The sequence below is a fragment of the Streptomyces ipomoeae 91-03 genome (genome assembly GCF_000317595.1).
GTDB lineage: Bacteria > Actinomycetota > Actinomycetes > Streptomycetales > Streptomycetaceae > Streptomyces > Streptomyces ipomoeae.
In genome coordinates this window covers 1-17,537 of sequence record NZ_AEJC01000384.1, presented here as the reverse complement: position 1 = coordinate 17,537, position 17,537 = coordinate 1, and the positions used below count along the sequence as shown (strand labels likewise).

At 69.0% G+C, this 17,537-nt stretch carries 18 protein-coding genes; 4 read left to right on the top strand and 14 right to left on the bottom strand.

Annotated features, from left to right (window positions below; translation table 11 throughout):
* Positions 1 to 381 precede the first annotated feature (381 nt).
* The 9 genes from STRIP9103_RS24690 to STRIP9103_RS24650 form a co-directional block, all read right to left on the bottom strand.
* Entirely contained in the window at positions 382 to 690 is a 309-nt protein-coding gene (locus STRIP9103_RS24690; protein WP_048820919.1) for a hypothetical protein, read from the bottom strand.
* A gap of 106 nt (positions 691 to 796) precedes the next feature.
* Positions 797 to 1,411 carry a DUF433 domain-containing protein gene (locus STRIP9103_RS24685; RefSeq protein WP_048820918.1) on the bottom strand — a complete coding sequence of 205 codons (615 nt, stop codon included), beginning with the start codon at positions 1,409 to 1,411 and terminating at the stop codon, positions 797 to 799.
* A 222-nt stretch (positions 1,412 to 1,633) separates the two neighbouring features.
* On the bottom strand, positions 1,634 to 2,677 hold the full coding sequence (locus tag STRIP9103_RS24680) for a serine hydrolase domain-containing protein (RefSeq protein WP_009321547.1): 1,044 nt from the start codon (positions 2,675 to 2,677) through the stop codon (positions 1,634 to 1,636).
* A gap of 92 nt (positions 2,678 to 2,769) precedes the next feature.
* Positions 2,770 to 3,885: a glycosyltransferase family 4 protein gene (locus STRIP9103_RS24675; protein WP_009321544.1), complete on the bottom strand. Its 1,116-nt coding sequence runs from the start codon at positions 3,883 to 3,885 to the stop codon at positions 2,770 to 2,772.
* A complete protein-coding gene (locus tag STRIP9103_RS24670; protein WP_009321529.1) occupies positions 3,882 to 4,418 on the bottom strand; it encodes a dCTP deaminase in 537 nt (178 codons plus the stop codon). Before STRIP9103_RS24670 ends, STRIP9103_RS24675 begins: the two co-directional genes overlap by 4 nt.
* The gene (gene dcd, locus STRIP9103_RS24665; protein ID WP_009321500.1) at positions 4,415 to 4,954 is read right to left on the bottom strand and encodes a dCTP deaminase; all 540 of its coding nucleotides are present in this window, start codon (positions 4,952 to 4,954) and stop codon (positions 4,415 to 4,417) included. The genes STRIP9103_RS24670 and dcd overlap by 4 nt, the downstream gene beginning before the upstream one ends.
* On the bottom strand, positions 4,954 to 6,189 hold the full coding sequence (locus STRIP9103_RS24660) for a metallophosphoesterase (protein ID WP_009321543.1): 1,236 nt from the start codon (positions 6,187 to 6,189) through the stop codon (positions 4,954 to 4,956). The genes dcd and STRIP9103_RS24660 overlap by 1 nt, the downstream gene beginning before the upstream one ends.
* A complete protein-coding gene (locus STRIP9103_RS24655; RefSeq protein ID WP_009321508.1) occupies positions 6,186 to 7,505 on the bottom strand; it encodes a putative UDP-N-acetylglucosamine 1-carboxyvinyltransferase in 1,320 nt (439 codons plus the stop codon). The genes STRIP9103_RS24660 and STRIP9103_RS24655 overlap by 4 nt, the downstream gene beginning before the upstream one ends.
* 2 nt (positions 7,506 to 7,507) lie before the next feature.
* Positions 7,508 to 7,945 (bottom strand): ATP-binding protein, encoded by a 438-nt coding sequence (locus STRIP9103_RS24650; protein ID WP_009321530.1) that lies wholly within the window; start codon positions 7,943 to 7,945, stop codon positions 7,508 to 7,510.
* Between the two features lie 175 nt (positions 7,946 to 8,120).
* Between STRIP9103_RS24650 and STRIP9103_RS24645 the strand changes: the two genes are divergently transcribed.
* Positions 8,121 to 9,392 (top strand): helix-turn-helix domain-containing protein, encoded by a 1,272-nt coding sequence (locus STRIP9103_RS24645; protein ID WP_009321537.1) that lies wholly within the window; start codon positions 8,121 to 8,123, stop codon positions 9,390 to 9,392.
* Positions 9,389 to 9,943, top strand: a complete 555-nt coding sequence (locus STRIP9103_RS24640) for a flavoprotein (protein ID WP_009321521.1) — start codon at positions 9,389 to 9,391, stop codon at positions 9,941 to 9,943. Before STRIP9103_RS24645 ends, STRIP9103_RS24640 begins: the two co-directional genes overlap by 4 nt.
* Before the next feature lie 359 nt (positions 9,944 to 10,302).
* On the opposite strand, the gene STRIP9103_RS24635 is transcribed toward STRIP9103_RS24640, so the two are convergent.
* The 5 genes from STRIP9103_RS24635 to STRIP9103_RS24615 all read right to left on the bottom strand — a co-directional run bounded on the left by STRIP9103_RS24635 (position 10,303) and on the right by STRIP9103_RS24615 (position 15,508).
* Positions 10,303 to 12,012: a relaxase/mobilization nuclease domain-containing protein gene (locus tag STRIP9103_RS24635; protein WP_009321540.1), complete on the bottom strand. Its 1,710-nt coding sequence runs from the start codon at positions 12,010 to 12,012 to the stop codon at positions 10,303 to 10,305.
* Positions 12,009 to 12,659, bottom strand: a complete 651-nt coding sequence (locus STRIP9103_RS24630; RefSeq protein ID WP_009321520.1) for a MobC family plasmid mobilization relaxosome protein — start codon at positions 12,657 to 12,659, stop codon at positions 12,009 to 12,011. The genes STRIP9103_RS24635 and STRIP9103_RS24630 overlap by 4 nt, the downstream gene beginning before the upstream one ends.
* A 131-nt stretch (positions 12,660 to 12,790) precedes the next feature.
* Positions 12,791 to 13,675, bottom strand: coding sequence for a DUF2637 domain-containing protein (locus STRIP9103_RS24625; protein WP_009321528.1), 885 nt, complete (start codon positions 13,673 to 13,675; stop codon positions 12,791 to 12,793).
* A gap of 192 nt (positions 13,676 to 13,867) precedes the next feature.
* On the bottom strand, positions 13,868 to 15,127 hold the full coding sequence (locus STRIP9103_RS24620) for a DUF3631 domain-containing protein (RefSeq protein WP_009321509.1): 1,260 nt from the start codon (positions 15,125 to 15,127) through the stop codon (positions 13,868 to 13,870).
* A 138-nt stretch (positions 15,128 to 15,265) separates the two neighbouring features.
* A complete protein-coding gene (locus STRIP9103_RS24615) occupies positions 15,266 to 15,508 on the bottom strand; it encodes a helix-turn-helix transcriptional regulator (RefSeq protein WP_009321498.1) in 243 nt (80 codons plus the stop codon).
* A 468-nt stretch (positions 15,509 to 15,976) separates the two neighbouring features.
* Here STRIP9103_RS24615 and STRIP9103_RS24610 point away from each other — a divergent pair, with 468 nt between their 5' ends.
* Complete coding sequence (locus STRIP9103_RS24610; protein ID WP_009321502.1) at positions 15,977 to 16,258, top strand: helix-turn-helix domain-containing protein; 282 nt, start codon at positions 15,977 to 15,979, stop codon at positions 16,256 to 16,258.
* A complete protein-coding gene (locus tag STRIP9103_RS24605; RefSeq protein ID WP_009321515.1) occupies positions 16,259 to 17,497 on the top strand; it encodes a tyrosine-type recombinase/integrase in 1,239 nt (412 codons plus the stop codon).
* Positions 17,498 to 17,537: the final 40 nt, after the last annotated feature.

Below are 17,537 nucleotides of genomic sequence, written 5' to 3'. Positions count from 1 at the left end.
GGCCCCTGCCATGATGAGCTTGCGCGGAGTTGCTTCGACCGCGGCGGACATGATGCCGACCCGTCTCCGCGCCGACCACTGGGGCGGCCCGGGGTTCGTCTCTCGCCGAGGACGACCCGGCGGGGCGGCCGGAGTGCGTGGTGCCCTCGGTACTTCAACCGTACGTCGGCCGCAACCGGAAGCGGCTGCTTCGACGGGCGCGCGGCACGGTAGGGGCCGCATCACCTCACGGGCCGTCCCCACGGTCCGGGCTCTGCCGCGAGTACGAGCGCATGGGTTCGCGCCAGGCCCGGCTTGCCAAGGCCACCTCCAGCGTTGTCCTCTCCCGTAAGGCAGCCTGCAGCGCGGGCGGACTTGCCCCGACGACACGGCGTCTGAAGATCAGGTTTTGAGACGGCTGACTGTGACGCGCTGACCCTTCAGCAGGGGCAGGTTGCGCACGTGGAAGGCGTGGGCGCCGGTGACGTTGCTTATCTCGTCCAGGATGTGCGGCATGGCAGCGAGATAGGCGGCCGTGGAGTTCACGATGTACAGCAGGCCGTCCGCGTCCGGTTGACGATGGCCGATCCAGTGGAGGCCGGTCTCTATGAGCGCGTCGCGCTCGTTCCGGTTCGACAGCTGGTTGCGGTCCTGCGTCATGATCGCGTCGAAGCCGCGATCACTGACTGCGTGTATGAGTTCTGTGTCCATCACCCGGACAGCCCCTCGTCGTGGGCGGTGCGGAACTCGTGATGGAAGAACACTGTGCTCAAAGGGGGCAGGATGGCCGGCGTCTCGTTCTCGTCAAGGAAGAACCTCATGCAGCGCGACCGCCGATCTGCACGACCTCCTGGTGGAAGTCTGCTGCGTCTGCCGCTCCGGACACTTCGACGGTCGGGTAGAAGCGATGTACTTCGGCAGGCGCGACGCCTCCGGCGACCAATTTGGCGACAGCGTCGTACGGTACGCGTGTCCCTTGGATGGTCGGCCATCCTCCGAGCCGGTTCTGCTTGACCTCCAGGTGTGGCCGAGGACGGCGGAAGTCTGCGACCGAACGTCCTTGCATGTTTTCGAAGGGCGCGAAGACGTTGGCCAAGCTGTAGATCACCTCTTGACCGGGCCGGCGGACAAGGTCGATGGCTCGTTCCTCCTGGACGAGGAAGACCGAATCTCCTTCGGTGACGAGCATGTAGGCAGCCGGGTGCTCGGTCAGGTCCCACTTGCGCAGCTGATCCATGGCCTTTCGGATGCGCTGCAGAGGCAGTTTGCTGCGTAGATATACGAACGTGCGGAGTGCCACCACGTCGCGGAATGAGTAGCGGACCGGGTTGTCCTGCACTTCCGGTTCCAGCAAGTGGGTACGTCGCCAACTGTGCAACTGTGCGACCGAGGCGCCGCTGAGCGCCGCTGTGAGGTCTACGGGGAAGCTCATGATTCACCCCCTCTCGCGAGCTTCTCGGCGACGATTGAATCGCGCTTCAGCGACGCGAGCATCCCACAGACTCACTCTGCCCCCCAGACGTAGCCCGAATGTCGGGATGGTAGTTGCTTGCGAGGCGTCCGTCAGCGGGTACGACCATGCCGGCGGCTCCCGCAGCTGGAGGGTCTTATCGGATTGGTGTCTGGGCGCGAACCCGGCCCACCGTCCAGTTCCTTACCTGAAGGCGAGTGCGCGGAATGCGTTGCGGACATCGGTCAGTGGCGCGCGGTCGCGGGTGTAGTAGAGCTTGTTCGTCAGGAGTACCGCCCACCGGGCCTTGGCGGGCGAGATCCACACCCCTGTGCCGGTGAAGCCGTAGTGGACCCACACATCCTCTTCCACGGACGTGTAAGGGGCGGGGTGCCAGAACAGTCCACGGGCCGGCTGGAGTCCGCCGGTCTGAATGGTCAGGGAGCACGCGGTCCACTCGGACGTGAAGCCTGCGCTGGTGTTGGACGTGGAGCCGTCAAGCATGTAGCGAAGCAAGGCGGCGAGGTCGTCCAGGACGGTGAAGACGCCTGCGATACCGCAGACACCGCCCAGGAGGCGTGCGGAGAAGTCGTGGGCCGTTCCCTTCAGGTGGGTGTCGGTGTCCTGGTCGCGTTCGGTCGGTGCGCAGCGGGCGGCGATTTCGGCGGGCAGGGGGCCGAAGCGGGTGGAGGTCATGCCGAGTGGGTGCCAGGTGCGGGCGGTGGCCAGTTGGTCCAACGGCTGGCCGGAGAGGTGTTCGGCGAGGTAGCCGAGGATGAGGGCGGCGCGGTCGGTGTACTCGACGGCTTCGCCGGGTGACCGGTGGAGTGGCTCGTGCAGTACGCCGCGGCGGATGTCGTCCGGGTTGGTGCCGTAGAGGCTCTCCAGCTGGGCTCGCAGTGGGACGCCGGCGGTGTGCGTCAGCAGCTGCCGGGCGGTGACGGCTCCGAGTGGGTGCCCGGTGACCTGCTGCCAGAAGCCGCCGAGCGGCTGGTCGAGGTCGAGGGTGCCGTCGTCCCGTAGGGCACCGATGGAGGACCAGACGGCGAGGATCTTGGTGAGGCTTGCGGCGTCGAACACGGTGTCGGTGCGCATCGGCACGTCCGGCTCGTCGGGGTCGAGGACGCCGGTGGCGCCCTGAGCGAGGATGCCGGTGGCGTCGCCGACGGCCCACACGGCGCCCGGGTACACCTTGTCGCGGACTCCCTCGTCGAGCAGGGCTTCGATGCGGTCGCGGTCGTACGTCATGGTCTCCCTCTTCGCCGGGGTATCCCGTCGGTCAGCGTAGTGACGTTGGTGGAGCGGTTCGGGTAGTGACGTGTCAGGCCATCGGAAGCAGTTCAAGTGAGCTGGCGACCAAGGTCGGTCAATGACCGTGCGGTAGCCGAGAGGGGATAGCGTGCTGCGTTCGTATACCCCGCCTGCCGCAGAGCGGCCAGCAGACCAGGGCAGGTGCGCAGCCGGTTGAGGTCACGCGCCAGCGCCGCAGAGTGAGTGAAATCGGTGGCCAAGCCGGATGCGGCGAGCGCTTCGCTGAGGCCGGGTACGGACTGGTAGAGGACGGGGAGTCCGCAGGCTTGGGCCTCCAACGCGACCAGGCCCATAGCCTCCAGGGTGGTGGACGGCATGACCAGCACGTCGTGTTCGGTGAAGGCTTTCCACAGCTGTGGGCGTCGGAGCCAGCCGAGGTAGCGGGCTCGTACGCCGGCTCGTTGCAGCAGCGGGGCCAGTGCGTGGAACTGGGCTCTGGGCGCCGCGACGCTCAGCTCGACACCGGGCACGGGAGCCAGACTCCTGATCAGGGCCTCGCTACCCTTTTCGGCGGTCAGGCGTCCTGCGTAGAGAAGCCGCAGGTGGCTGGTGGTGGCGCGTGCAGGCCGGGCGGGCGGGTCGGTGAGCAGGTGGTCGGGGACGCCCCAGGGGATGTGGGTGATCTTGCGGCGTTCGGTCTGTGGGGCGAGCTTGAGGAGGTGGTCGGCCATCGCGTGGGTGGGGACCACGATGGCATCGGCAGCCCTCGCCGTCTCGCGCAGCACCTGAAGCTGGTCTCGGTGCCTTTCGGCGAAGAGCAGGTCCGTGCCGTGAACGAGGGCGATCCGGGGGTGTGTGGGCAGGGCGCGGATGAGGGCTGGGGTGGCGCCGAACGCGAGGTGCTGCAAGTGGAGGACGTCGATCTGTGCGGGGTCGACCGCTGCAGCGAGGGCCCTGCGCAGTGCTTGGACGTAGCGAGCGAACGCGGAGCCTTCGAGGCACTTGCCGGCGACGGGCAGCAGATCGAGCCCGGACGGGAGCCGATGCCGGGAGCCGGGTGGGGTGAGCATGAATGCGTGGGCCGGGATGAGGGGCTGCTCGCCGGTGTACAGATCGAGGAAGAGCTCGACGCTGCCCCCGGGGTTTCCAGCGGGCAGGTCCAGGAAGGTTGCGGCCACCGGGCCGGTGAGCGAGCGGGCGTTCACCGCACTCCTCCGTCGATCTCCTCGTAGAGGCGCGAGATGTCGATGCCCTCTGTGGACGCGTACTTGGCGTGCTGCTGCTGGTAGCTGGCCGGGGCGCCGCAGGTCGTGAGGAAGACGAGCTTGCCGAAGGTCATGCCCGGATACACGCGCACCGGTCGGGCGGCGCGGATCTCCAGCGTCCAGCGGATCGCATGGCCCTGGTGTCCGAGCGGAGCCGACACGTGAACCCAAATGCCCAGGGAGCCGGTGGTGCGGTCGCCGTTCAGCAGCTGGGCGTACGTCTCCGAACCGGTTTGCTCCAGCGTGATGCCGAGGTAGAGCAGGCCAGGGCGCAGCACCAGGCCGGTGTCGGGGATGGGCTGCTCGGTGAAGGGGGTGGGGGTTGCGGCGTCGAGGTCGCCGTCGCAGACGCGGATCGTGTCGCCGAGCCGCCAGTCGTAGGTGTTGGGGGAGACGCGGCTGGGCTCGTACGGGTCGATGGTGATCTCGCCGGCCTGGACGGCGGCGGCGATGGCGGGGCCGGTGAGGATCACGATTCCACCACGTGGAGTCGGGCGAGGTCTTGCCAGTAGGCGGAGGGTTGCGGTCCTGTGGCGGCCTGGTACTTGCCGCGGTAGAGGTCCACGGCACCGGTGGAGACGAAGAACATGATCTGCCCGATCTTCATGCCGGCGTACACCCGCAGCGGCCGGATCGGGGTGAGCATGAGCGTCCACTGGCCGTGGAAGCCGATGTCGCCGATGGGGGCGGTGATCTCGACGAACAGGCCGAGGCGTCCGACGGAGGAGCGGCCGAACAGCAGCGGCACGAAGGTGTTGGAGCCGACCTCTTCGAGGGTGTGGCCGAGGTAGAGCTCGCCTGGCTGGAGGACGTGCCCGTCCGGGCCGATGGTGGTTTCGCGGGTGGGGTTGGGCCGGTGGGCGTCCAGGACCGGGCTCGTGTACTTGATCAGGGTGGGGCCCAGACGCACGTTGTAGCTGTTGGGGTTGACCTGGTCGGCGGCGAACGGGGTGATGCGGAGGCGGCCGTCGTGAGCGGCAGCGGTGATCTCCGGGCCGGTGAGGATCATTACCTGCCTCCTTCCGCGGTGTCGGGAGCGGTGAGTATGTGCTGGACGGCCTGGTCCAGACGCAGGCCGGCCTCGTGCGTGCGCTCGCCGAGGTAGGTGTCGGCGAGGTAGCCGGTGGTCAGCACGGTGGTGATGGTGTCCGGCAAGGGATCGGGGGCGGTGACGAGCGGGCCGGTCTGGGTGGTCAGATGTGACAGCCAGTCAGTGAGGTCCCTGCGTGCCGGCTCAGGTACGTGGGCGTGCACCAGCTGGTTGGCGAACGGCTCGATGGAGAGCAGGTCGCCCTGGGTGAGGGTGTCGCCGAGTGGTACGGCGCGTAGTGCCGTCTCGTTGAGGATGACCGCGTCTGATCCGAGTGCCGTACGCAGGCGGGCGGTGAGGTCCACGAGCAGGCTGCGCCGGTCGAGGGACTGGTGGCGGTAGGCCGGTAAGACCGGGCCGAGGACGCCGGCCAGCTGCTGCTTGACGTCCTCGATGCGTGAGCGCAGGCCCGCAAGCTCCGTGGGAACGACGTTCGGGGCCCGATCCGGGAAGGACGTGGTGCCCGCACCCCATCCCCTGCCCACGGGCGTGGCGATGGCATAGCCGTCGGCGAGTTCCCGGCCCTTGACGACCAGGGTGTCGTCGACCCGGACCGGCCCGTACTGATCGCTGTGGCAGTGCCCGGCGAGGACCACGTCGAGGAAGGGACAGGCTGCCGCCAGTTTCCGGTCCACGTCGAAGCCGGAGTGGCTGAGCAGGACCCAGCTGTCCACCTCGTGGTGGTGAGCGAGCATCAGCTCGCGTAGGGCCTGGACGGGATCAGTGACGCAGTGGCCGGCTCGCTGGGCGGCCGGGATCGAGTGGAAGGCTTGCCGACCGATCACAGCGGTTACGCCGACGCGACGTCCAGCGATGTCCGCGATGTACAAGCGGCGGAAGAGTGCGTCGCCGGTGTTGGCATCGACGGCGTTGACACAGACAGTGCGCCGGTGAAGGTCCGGCTCGAAGTGGTGACCCCAGCCGTGGTTGCCGGGGGCCAGCACGTCGTACAACTTGAGCAGGATCTCCCGCTCGATGGTGCCGCGAGCGAGGCGGTAGTAGCCGCTGCCTTCGAAGAAGTCGCCGCAGTCCACGATGAGCGAGGTCGGGCGCAGCGCGTGGAGGTGGGTCAGGAACGGTGCGGCTTTGTCGAAGGCGGAGTGGACGTCCGTCGTGGCAACGATTTGGCGCAGGTTCCTGCCGTCTGTGGTCATGGGGTGACCTCGCAGATGTCGGCACCCAGGGTGCGCAGTTTGCCGGACAGGTCGGCGTGGCCGCGGCGCAGCTGGTCGAGGCCGCCGATGGTGGTGACGCCTCGGGCGGTGAGGCCGGTGATCATGAGGGCGGACCCGGTGCGGATGTCAGTGGCTTCGACGCCCGCGCCCGTCAGCTGCTGGGGCCCGGTCAGGCGGCATTCGGTGGGGGAGATCTCCTCGATCTCGGCGCCCAGGCGGGACAGTTGCGGCAGCAGGTTGCCGTGGCGGCCGGGATTGATGGCGTCGGCGAACAGGTGCGTGCCGGGCAGTCCGAGGGCGAGTGCCATGAGCGGTGGTTCGAAGTCGGCGTCCAGGCCGGCCGGGCTCAGGGAGGCGATGGCCCGCAGGGGACGGCCAGTGGGGGCTGCCTCCTGGGCGCGGACGGTAAGGCCATCCGGCTCCGCGTCTGCGGGGATGCCGAGCTGATGAAGGGCAGCCACGAACGGGCCTACGTCCTTGCCCTGCACACCGTCGATACGGGCAGTACCGCGCGTCGCGGCGATCGCGCAGGCCAGCGTGGCTGCCTCGATCTTGTCTCCGGGCACTGCCCAGGCAGCGGGGGCAGTCGGCGGCGAGGCGGGCGGTGAGAGAGTGAGTACATGCTCGCTGGCGCGCGTCTCCCAGCCCACGGAACTCAGGGCGTCGAGCACGCTCAGGACTTCGGGTGAGAGGTTTGGCTGACCCAGCCGTAAGGAGCGGTCGGTCGTGAGAGCGCGCAGTGTCGCGGCCACGGTCGCCCCCCGAGAGCGGAAGGGCAGTGCGATGGAGACGGTGCCGGTGTGTGAGGCGTGGGCCTCGATGCCGTATCCGGAGCTGTCCTGGAGGCTCCGGTCGCCGAACGCCTCGTACACCTTGAAGTGCAGCTCCATCCCGCGCGCACCGATCCGGCAGCCGCCCGGCCAGGGCAGCCGCGCCTGGCCGTACCGCGCGAGCAGGGCGGGGACGAGGTAGTACGAGGCGCGGATGTGGGCTGCCTGCGCCAGATCGGGCAGTCCCCGAGATGCCTTCGTCGGCAGGATCACATAGGTGGTCGGTTCGCCGACGGGCTGCGTGACATGCCAGCCTGCCTGTTGCAGCAGAGCGAGCATGATCTGGACGTCCGTGCTGTCCGGGACGTTGCTCAGCCGAACTGGGCGGCCGAGGGCAGCCGTGGCCGCCAGGAGTGGCAGAGCGGCGTTCTTGGAGCCGTCGACGCTCACGAAGCCGGCGAGGGGCGGCCCTGGGCATACGGCGATCACCTCGGCGGCCACGCCGGGGGCGTGGGTGGTCGTCATCATCAACTCCTCTGCAGGGGAAGGAAACAGGCGATTTCCTGGCTGGGTTTGTTGATCAGGTCGATCTCGGCCCAGCAGCGCTTGCCGTTCTTTGTCGGCTCGGCTTGGTACCGGTCGGCGAGAGCGGCGACGAGGAACAGGCCACGGCCGCCCTCGCTGTTCGCAGCGGGCAGAGCCGGCTGGGGCAGCACCGGGCTCGCGTCGCAGACCTCGACTCGCAGGACGGCCTCGTCGAGGCAGACCGTGAGCGAGACCGATCCGGTGCCGGCGTACTGGACCGCGTTGGTGACGAGCTCGCTGACCAGCAGTTCAGCCGTGTGCACCACCTCGGCGTCCAGCTCCGTGTCCCAGCCCGCTATCGCGTCCACGGCCTGGTGCCGGGCCTCGCTCGCTGCGGCGGGCGTCGAGGGCAGGGAAAGAGCGAGCTGGTGCGCTTCCATGAGCGGCCTCCCGGTGTAGGTGGGGCCGCACCAAGCAACCAGCCCGTCGCCGTGAGTGGTTAGCTCGTGCGCGGGCGCTGCATGAGTTATGCAGGAGCTGCATCACCGCCAACTACGGCTGATCTATGCTCGATTGAGCAGGCAGGATCAGCGACGGCGGAGGGAGCCGTGGCAGATGGCCGATGCATATGGGGAAGCGAGACGGATCGGAGAACGGATCCGGCGGGCACGGGTGTTACAGCGGCGTTCACAGCATGACGTGGCCGCAGCGCTCGGGTATCACCAGTCCAAGGTGAGCCGTCTGGAGAGCGGTCGCGGCACGGAGGACATCCGCGTACTACGCGCCGTCGCGCAGGAACTGAACATCCCGCCTCATGAGTTGGGCCTCGCCCCAGCTCAGGACGTCTCCACCGCCGATCAAGAAGCTGACGACATGCACCGCCGCACCTTCCTCGCCGCGAGCATCGCAGCGCTCGCGGCCCCGGCCGGTTCTTCGGCCTCACACACCGCCCTCGTCCAGGCCCTCCTGCCCGGCGCCGGCCCTGCGGGCGCCGGTGGCCCACAGGACACGGCCGTCCTGTACGAACGCGTCGGATCAGCACTCAGGCTTTTCCACACCTGTCACTACACAGAGCTGGAGCGCACCCTCCCGAACCTGATCGCCGACCTGCGGATGGCCGCCGGCGATGCGACGGACAGGGACACGGTGTCCGGGCTCCTGGCCACGGCGTACCAGACCGCGACCAGCCTGCTGCTCAAACAGCACGACCAGGGCAACGCATGGCTCGCCGTCGGCCGGGCGATGGCCGAAGCAGAACGCTCGGGCGACCCGGTGGTCCTCGCCTCCAGCGTCCGTGTCCAGGCCCACGTCCTGGTGCGCGAGAAGCACGCCACCGAAGCCGTCACTCTGGTCAGGCACACCGCCGACCAGCTCACCGGTTCGTACGACCGGCGCTCTCCGAAGTACCTCGCTGCTGTTGGACTGCTACTCCTGCGCGGCGTGACCGCGGCCAGCAGCCGCGGTGATCGCGCGGCCACGAAGGAATTCCTCACAGAGGCCAAGGAAGTCTCCCGGTACGTGACCCTGGACCGGCCTGACGCTTGGGCCACCTTCAGCCCGACCAATGTCGCCCTGCACGAGCTGAGCGCCCTGGTGGCCTTCGGTGACGCCGGCCTCGCCCTCCAGGCGGCCCGACCCCTCATGCGCCGACACATCCCGGTCCCCGAGCGCCGCGCCGCCCTATGGGTGGAGGCGGCTCGTGCCTACAGCCAGCAGGGCCGCCTCGCCGACGGCTACCAGGCCCTGCGCATCGCCGAGACCTGCGCCGCCCAGGACATCCGCCGTCCCGACGTCCGCAACCTGGTCGCCGACATGGCCGCCCGCGACCGCCGTCGTACCCTGCCGGAACTGCACCACTTCAGCCGCCAACTGGGAGTCCCCGCGTGACCGAGCCGACCGCTCCGGACAAGAAGCCCTTCCTGTACGTCGTCGTGTGCGCGGCAGGTGTTGCCCGTGACGTCGGCAAGCTCATCACCACCGCCCAGGAGGCGCACTGGGACGTCGGCGTCATCGCCACACCGCAGGGACTCGGCTTCATCGACGCCAAGGCGATCGAGGCACAGACCGGCTACCCGATCCGCTCCGCCTGGCGATCACCGGGAGACCCGCGCCCCCTGCCTCCGGCGGACGCGATAGCCGTCGCTCCCGCCACGTTCAACACGATCAACAAGTGGGCCGCCGGGATCTCAGACACCCTCGCCCTGGGCATCCTGTGCGAGGCGTACGGCATGGGCATCCCGACCGTGGCACTGCCCTACCTGAACTCAGCCCAGGCCGCCCACCCTGCCTATCAGCAGAGCCTGGACCGTCTGCAGGGGATGGGCGTCCTGATCGGCTCGTGCGAACCGCACCGGCCGAGGGCCGGTGGCGCGGCGGATCGCTTCCGCTGGGAGGAAGCGCTGGAGTTGCTGGAGCCTCTGGTCAGCACGGTGCGGTGACGCGGTTCCTTCACCGGGGACGGACCGCAGTGATCATCGTCGACGCCCGTTCGCCAGGCTGCCGACGAGGTCACCGGGGAGCGAGGCAATCACTCCTCCTCGTGCGGACGTGCTGGGCTGCTGCCGAGGCGAGCTGATCCGGAAGTAGGGGGGGTCCCCCGGGCAAAGACCGTTCACTCAGGAAACACCAGAGCGTTCACTCAGGAAACGCGCGAATGTTCACTCAGGAAACCCGCGCCCGTCCTGGACCGGCCAAGCGCCCGTTGTGTGGTGTCAGCGGTGTGGGAAACCTGGGGGTGAACGGGACAGGTGCCTTCCTCCTGCTGACGGCCTCGCGCGCGAGGCCGTCAGTGCCGGAATTACCGGTGTCGAGAAGGTGCCGCAGGCCCAGGCTGCGAAGGGCTCGGTGGGGTCTGGCCACGCTGTGCCGTTCGTGCTGCAACGCTCGTGCGGGCTTGGGCGGCTCGTGCTCGGGCGCTGGGGGCCTGCCGGGCGGCGAGGCGTTGGATGCGCCAGGTGAGGGTCCTGGCGGTGGAGCGGGCGTCGTCCAGGGTGCGCTGGCGGGCGGCATGCTGGAGGAGCAGCTCGGGATCGTGGCCGGCGGTCTCGGCTTCGGTCAGGGCGGCGGCGAGTGCCGGCCAGGCGGGGTCGTCGAGGATCTGCTGAGCGTGTTCGGGCACGATCACGAGGATCCGCTGGGCGTGCCGTTCCATGGTGCGGGCCGGTGGTTGGCGCTGGGCCAGGGCGGCCAGTGGCTCGGCAGCAGCCTGTTGGGAGACGGCCTGCAGGTGGACCAGGGCCTGGTGGGCGGCGGCGACCTGCTGGTCGTGCTGGCGAGCCTGGTGCCAGCGGGCTGTGGCGAAGATGACGAGCACTGCGATGTCGAGGAACATCGCCAGCCCGGACCCGTCACCGGTGACCGGCACGGTGCGCAGCGCGCGGACGGCGCCCCGGAGGGCGCGTGCCTGGTCCTGCTGGGCGCGGATGCGGGAGCGGGTGGCGCGTTCGAACGCTGTGGCGGCCTGTTGCAGCTGTGGCCGCAGGTGGCTGGGGGCGAGCAGCGGCAGGACATCGATGGCTTCGCCGAAGGCTGCGATGTGGGCCTGGGCTGCCGCGTCGTCACCGTGGTCGAGGTGGTGGGGGATGCGCTCGGCCGCGGCGGTGGCCTGGTACCAGGGGTTGGGCCTGCGCCGGCTGCCCGGCTCCGCTGCGGGCGGAGCCTCGATGGCGGTGAGGCGTTCGCGGATCTTGGGGAAGGACAGGTCGGGGGCGAGTTTGGCGCCGGAGAACCAGATCGGCTCGCCGGCGGCGTTGGTGTCGCCTGCCACGGCGACCTTGTACCCGCGTACGTCGCCGGAGGGAAAGTGCTGAACATCGACGAGGACGCCTTCGACGCCGTCGAGCAGGTGGAGGAATTCCTCCGGGCTGGTGGCGATGGACACCAGCTGGCGGACGGTGGTGCGCAGGCGCTCGCGGGAGGTCCGAGTCGTGCCGGCGCGGCGGGCTTTCTCCATCTCGGCGCGGGTGGGGCGCTTGGTGGCGGTGCGGTCGCCGCGCACGACCTGCAGGAGTCCGTATTCCTTCTCGATGGCGGCGAGTTCCTTGTCGGCCTTCAGGTAGTCGTTCCAGTGGCGGGCGGTGCTCAGGTCTCCTCGGACCTTGGTGGCGGCGATGTGGATGTGGTCGTCGGCGTGGCGTACGGCGACCCAACGGCACCCGTCGGGGTCGCCTTGTGGCGCGATCCCGGTGGCCGCCACAATGCGGCGCGCGATGTCCGCCCACTCGGCGTCGGTGAGGTGCCGGTCGCCGGGGGCGGCACGTACCGAGCAGTGCCATACGTGCCGCTCGGGTACCCGGCCCAGTCGGCGGGCTTGCTTGACCCGCAGGTCGAGGTCGGCCACGAGGCGCTTCTTTGTGGCGTCGAAGTCGTCGGCGCGGCCTGGGTCGGGTGCGAAGCCGTCCCAGGAGGCGATCAGGTGCGGGTCGGTGTGGTCCTTGGCCTTCTTCGTGTCGAACAGGTACCGGATCAGGCCGGCGGTGTCCTTGCCGCTGCCGATCTTGGCGATCACTGGGCCGCCTTCGCGGAGACAGCGTGGTTCATGGTCTGCGCGATGTCGCCGATCGCGGCGCGGACTGCGTCCAGGGTGCGCTCGGTCTGCGCGAGGACGGCGGTGTCCACAGGGTGTGGATCCCCTCCGGCGTTGAGGCGGTGGGCGATCTGGTTGACGTTGTTGCCGATGCGGGCGACCTCGGCCCGCAGGGCGTCGAGCTTGTCGAGGCAATCATCGAGCTGGGTGCGCTGCCCGGCCAGGCCCACGGTGAGATCGCCATCGAGGTAGGCCATGATCACGGCGCCGACGAGGTGGGCGCCGGCGATGCCCATCTCACGGGCCCGCGTGAGGATCCGGGTCTTCTCGTCGACGCTGTAGCGGACGTCGACACGCTTTTTGCGCTGGACGTCCTCGCGGGAACGGCGGCGAGCGAGACGACGCAAGGTGACTTCGTCGGCGCTGGCGGCGGGTGACTGCTCGGCTGCGTCGGCGGGTGCCTCCTCCTCGGGCACCCCCTGGTGCCCGAAGTCCTCCGCCACCCCCGGGGCGGAGGTGTCCGCGTTGGACCGGCCCTTGGACGGTCCAACGTCATACCTTGCTGGCTGGGTGACGGCGGTGGTCACCTCCTGCTGGCTGGCGGGGAGTTCATTGTGGAGGTCGGGCATAGAGCGGTTCTCCATGTGGTGTTGCGGTGCGACGGTGACGCGATTCGACGGCTGGCTCGTCCCCGTACTGGTCAGCGCGGGGACGAGCGAGAGAAGTCGAGTTCGCAGGGTGGTGGGTGCTGCTGGGAGCCTCAGAGGGCGTCGGCGGGTCCCTTGTCGGGCTCGGCCCGCCACTGGCTGGCGGCCTGGTCGAGTTCGGCCTGCACCCGGTCCTTGATCCGGGTCAGGCGGTCCTTGCCGATGCGGTAGCCGGCGTCTCGTATCGCCGCCTCGATGTTGCGGCGTGACGCGCGGCCTCCGCGTCCCAGCGGTGCCGTGCGGGCGAGGGCGAGGAGTTCGTCGAAGGTGACGTCGCGTTCGTGGCCCTCTGCCGTGGCGAGCGGTTTCCGAGCCTGCGGCACATTGGCGGCGTCCCGCACCACGTCGCGGGGGCGACCGGCCACATCGGGCATCTCTGCTTGCTCTGGCAGACCGGCGTTGCCCTCGGATGACGGAGTCGGCTCGGCGTAGTCGGTGTGGTTGTGGCCGTAGCCAGGGGCGTTGTGGCTCTTTGTGGTGGCGACCTCTTGAACGTGGCGTGTGGGGTGGCGGCGGATGACCAGGTCAAGGTGGACGGCTCCGGCCAGTGCCAGCGGGGCGATGGCTGACAGGGCGCCGACGGTGACGTCGTCCAGGTGGAGCCCGGTGGTGTGAGCCTGCTGGTTGAGGCGGACGGCATGCAGGGCGTTGGCCCAGATGCTGGTGATCGTGGCGATGCCGACGAGTGCCCAGACGTACAGCCGGGAGCGCCAGGGTGCGGTGCGCAGGATGAGCAGGGCGGCGACGCCGATGGCGATGAAACCGTCGATCACCAGGGGGAAGGCGTACGTGAGGATTCTGCGGACGTGGATGGCGACGGCCATCTGCCGCAGAGCGTCGTAGGAGAGGGCGAAGCCGATCGTGCCGACCAGGGCGACCCCGAGGCGGATCGCTGCGGTCAGTACCGGCGCGGGAGCTTGGGCGGTGCGTGAAGGCAAGCGGGGTACTCCAGGCGGGGAGCGGGTGCCATGGGCACAGAGTGAGGCTGATGGGAGGGGGTGCGCACTCGTCGCACTCGTCGCGTGCCTGGTCACAGCAGGTACGGAAGGTTGGCGTGATACGAGTGGACTCGTCACGGCGACGACACTCGTCGCGGGGCTGACCTGCGACGCGACGAGTGCGACGAGTCTTTACGAGTGCAGGCCCGGGCCGGGGGCGGTGCTCTCGTCGCCGCTGTCGGGCGTCGGCTCCTCGGGGCAGTAGCGGGCCCAGGCGTCGGCGAAGCGGAGGCGGGCGAAGCCCTTGGCCTGCCGGCCGCCTTCAAAGCGGTGAGTGGCGGCCTTGATATCGAAGTCCTTGAGGAGGATGCCCAGGTGGCGTGGGCTCAGGCCGGCGGTGCCGTACTCGGCCCACGGCGCCTCCTGGTCCTTGAGGAGTTCGTCCAGCAGGTCCCGGGTGCGCATGATGTCGGGATCACCGCAGCGTGCGAAGGCGCGCCGGATGTCCTGCAGCAGGCGGGTCTTCAGGTTCGACTCGTCGTCCTTGCCTGCCTCGGCCGCGCACATGGACGCACACGCGGCGCGGGCCTCCTCGGGCCAGGTGCCGCCCGCCAGTTCCGCGACGATTACGAGCGGTTCCCAGGTGTCTGCCGCCCGGTCCTGCACCGGCATCGGCGGTACCAAGTCCGCTGCGGTGTCCATCAGGGGGCGCAGCCAGGCGGTCAGCCGGTCGCGCAGGCCGTGCAGGGTCGGGATGTCGCGGCGGGAGCGGAACTGCTCGACCCGCTCACCATCCTTGCGGCGCTGCATGCGGATCACCACCGCCCGGTCCATGACCGTGTCCGGTAGATCCCCGATGCCGGCGAGCGCTGCCATGGCGAAGGTGGGGAACGCCTGAGGCTTGTGCTCGGGCCCGGAGATGCGCAGGGCGGGCCGGTTGCGCTGGTGGCCGGCATTGAGCAGGCCGCGCAGCTCCTCGTTCTTCTCGGCGGCCTTGATGCTGCCGAAGATGGTGTCGGCCTCGTCCACCAGCAGGGTGGGCGGGTCATCGCCGATGGCGCGGAAGACGACCGCCGGGCTGGTGTTGACCGTGATCAGCGGCTCGCGCACGGTCTCCGTGATCACATCCAGCAGGCGGGACTTGCCGCACCGTTTCGCCGGTCCGACCACCGCGAGACGAGGCGCGTGCTGGAGGGCGGGCTGGATGTGCGTGGCCGCGACCCACAGCGTGACGGCGGTCAGCGCCTCGCTGCTGGGCAGGATCACGTACCGGGCGATGGCTTCCCGCAGCTCGTCCAGCAAGGCGGCGCCCTCTGGAGCCTGGGGCGGCTTCTCGTCCTCGGCGGGCGAGGGTTCGGGCATTGCGGGAGCTGCCTGGCCGGGGACGGCGACGGGCGGCCAGGTGGGCGTCGGGGATGCGGTAGGGGTGGTAGAGGACGTAGGTTCGTCCACAGGCGTTCCTCCCTGGTGGGCCGGACGGGCAAGGCCCGACCCACCGGATCGGTCAATTCAGGGGCGATGGGGCAGGGACTGTGCGGCTCTCGGCGGTGGCTCGCCGAGAGCCGTTTCGCTGTCCCTGAAAGAGCGGCGTCAGACCACGAGGTCGTACGTGGCCTGGGCGTTCAGCCAGGCGTCCACCTCGTGCCAGCGGTAGCGCAGGTGGCGGCCGACCTTGTGCACGTTGGGGCCGATGCCCCGGTACTTCCACTGGTAAAGGGTCTTCACCGGCACCCCGAGGTAGGCGGCGACCTCCGCAGGGGTGGCCAGCGGGCCGCGCTGGGCAGCTGCGGGGGCGACAGGGACGTTGGTGCCGCAGGGAGAGGTCTTCGGCACAGGGCTCCTTTTCGGTCTTGAACAACGGGCCTGGACAACACAGCCACACCGCCAAGGGAAAAGTCCAGAGTTAGTTCTGAAACTCTGTACTACTTCTCTCGGCGTGGCCGGGGGAGACCAAACAGTAAGGGCGGATCCCCGGTTGCCGAAATCGCTCCCGCAGAGCCTGGAATTTTTCTGTGGCGCAACGGCTGGCAGAGGGGTCGGAATCCGGTACCTCCGCAGCTCAGAGATAGCGCCCAGCAGTCATCAGTGGCGCGGTCAGCCTACCGGACACTGTGGCTGATAGTCGCTCAAATCGCCCATCTCCATGACGCGGAGGGAAGATAGCACGGCCTCTCCACTGAAAAGGCTCGTGATGTACCGGAATTCGGCGAGACGAACACCACTTCGCCCCCGGGCGACTTTTATAGAGTTTAAGAACTAACTCTTGCCATGACGGCCGGATGCAAGTTACAGCTACCTGTCATGGCAACCCGACCTGTCGAAATAGGCCCCGCCGGCCTCCACACCGCCCGCGCCATCGAGCACCTACGCCTCGTGCGCAGCCTGACCCAGCACCAGCTCGCCGCCCGCTGCACCGCGCTGGGCCGCCCGATGTCCAACACCGCCCTCAGCCGAACCGAACGCGCCCACCGACGCTGCGATATCGACGACCTCGTCGCCATCGCCACCGCGCTCGGTGTTCCTCCCATGGCCCTGCTCTTGCCGCTCCCGTCGGTGTCCAGTAATGACCGGAGGGGGTGCTAGTTGGCGCGGGTCTGGATTGAGGACCGCATCGGGCACGGGACGTACGTACGGGCCGCGGCGGAAGCCAAGCGGGCGGGCCGTACGCCGCCGGGGCGGTACCGCGTGCGCTGGTACGACCCCGATGGCAAGCCGAAGATGAAGACCTTCGCCCGCAAGGTCGACGCCGAGGCGGAGCGGACAAGGATGGAGTCCCGTCTCAACGACGGCTCCTACCGCGATCCCGCAGCCGCACGCGTGAAATTCGCAGAGGTGGCGGAGTCCTGGCTGGCCGCGCAGATCCATCTCAAGCGTTCGACCCGGGGCCGCTATCGCGGCGTTCTCGACGTCCACGTGATCCCCAGGTGGGGCACCACACCGTTGGACCGCATCCACTTCGAGGACATCGCCGAGTGGCTCGCGGACCTGCTGTCCGGCGAGGCGACCGGCGGCAGGAAGCTCAGCCCCCGCTCGGTCCGCAAGGCGTACGTCGTCCTCAGCCGCGTTCTCGGCTACGCGGTCAAGGCTCGTCGTCTGGCGGTCAACCCGGCTGTCGGCGTGCCCTTGCCGAAGGCGGCGCCGGCCGACCACGTGTACCTCGATGACATGCAGGTCGATGCGCTGGCCAACGCGTCGGGCGCCTACCGGGTGTTCATCCTGCTGCTGGCCTACACCGGCCTGCGCTGGGGCGAGGCGTCCGCGCTGAAGGTGGGCCGCGTGGACCTGGACGCCTGCCGAGCGCACATCGTCGAGGCGTACGCCGAGGACAACGGCAAGCTCTACCTCGACACCCCCAAGAACCACGAGCGCCGGTCGGTACCGATCCCGCGGTTCCTGGCAGAGGAGTTGAAGCCCCACGTCCAGGGCCGGGGAGATGAGGAGTTGCTCTTCACCGCCCCTCAGGGAGGCCCGCTGCGGGCCCGGAACTTCCGTCAGCGTTTCTTCGCGCCGGCGGTCGTGAAGGCCGGGCTGGGGCACCTCAAGGTCACCCCGCACAAGCTGCGGCACACGGCGGCCTCGCTGGCCATCGCCAGCGGCGCGGACGTCAACGTCGTACAGACGATGCTGGGCCACAAGTCCGCGACGTTGACCCTGGACACGTACGGACACCTCTTCCCGGACCGTCTGGACGAGGTCTCGAAGAAGATGCACAAGCGCCGTTCCAAGCAACTGGCCAAGGCGAAGGCCAAATTGGAGAAGGCGGAACGGCAGGCCCGCAAGGCCGCTGAGGCGGTGGCCGCACTGGAGGAAGGCGCCGCGTGATGTGTGCCTAATCCGTGCGAGGGAGCCGTAGTCGAAGGGG